The organism is Limnohabitans sp. B9-3 (genome assembly GCF_002778325.1).
GTDB lineage: Bacteria > Pseudomonadota > Gammaproteobacteria > Burkholderiales > Burkholderiaceae_C > Limnohabitans > Limnohabitans kasalickyi.
Map to the genome: position 1 here is coordinate 1 of NZ_NESI01000022.1, position 1,053 is coordinate 1,053.

Below are 1,053 nucleotides of genomic sequence, written 5' to 3' on the forward strand. Positions count from 1 at the left end.
GGTGACGGACCTTAACTTTGACAAATTACATACGTCATTTGTCTGGTGAGAAGGAAATCTCACTTGAGACCTACCTTATCTCGTCTTCAGGTGATACACCCAAGTGGTTCACGTACTTTCATTGTAATGAGACCTCGGCTCCGCCTCGGTATCACACGCTGTTCACACGCCCTTTGAGCGGTTTTTTTAGCGTGACTTCATCACTTGGACCACTACGACGGTGGAAGACGCTTTGTTGAGCGTTTAAGGCCGTTTTGTGATGGTGTCCAGTTGTGGCACAGGCTAACCGTACACATGCAAATTGGCATATACGTGTCTAAATAGAGTATTTTATCTATTTCTTGACAGAATGTAAGGTTAAGTCTAAGATTCTATCTGTACATAATTAACAGGAATTGCCTATGAGTAGAGGTCAGTTGGTCGGTTACATCCGAGTGAGCACAGAAGAGCAAAATACTGCTCGTCAAGAACAAGCACTTGCCGATATGCACTTGGATAAGACATTCATTGACAAGGCATCAGGCAAAGATACTGATCGCCCACAACTGACAGCCGCTCTTGCTCACCTCCGTGAGGGTGACACATTCATCATCTACTCAATGGATCGCCTCTCCCGCTCTTTGAACGATTTAATCGGTATGGTCAAAAGTTTGACCGCCAAAGGCATCAAAGTTCAATTTATCAAAGAATCATTGACATTCACTGGCGACAATAACCCAATGGCTAACTTGATGTTGGGCATCATGGGGTCACTGGCTGAATGGGAGCGATCTGTGATTCGAGAACGTCAGTTGGCAGGAATTGCAATTGCCAAGGCTAAGGGCGTTTACAAAGGTCGCAAAAAAGCACTTTCGGCGGATGAGCAAACCGAGCTTAAAGCACTTGCCCTTGGGGGCGCAAATAAGTCAGATCTTGCAAAGCAGTTCAGCATCTCACGTCAGACACTCTATTCGTACTTGAGTTAAATGGAAATCGACGTAACCAAGCTGTCTCGCTAGCTACGAAAGCAGTTTGTTTCAAGTCTTTACCCAAGTGCTAAGGTGGGTATGCTCG

Annotated in this window: 1 protein-coding gene; it reads left to right on the plus strand. The window is 45.5% G+C overall.

Annotated elements, in window-relative coordinates:
* Window positions 1-401: 401 nt before the first annotated feature.
* On the plus strand, window positions 402-965 hold the full coding sequence (locus B9Z42_RS16055) for a recombinase family protein (RefSeq protein WP_100134431.1): 564 nt from the start codon (window positions 402-404) through the stop codon (window positions 963-965).
* The last annotated feature ends 88 nt before the right edge of the window (window positions 966-1,053 follow it).

What these genes read in the sequence shown, in the direction of transcription:
- B9Z42_RS16055 (WP_100134431.1), top strand. Translation starts at nt 402, where the DNA reads ATGAGTAGAGGTCAGTTGGTCGGTTACATCCGAGTGAGCACAGAAGAG.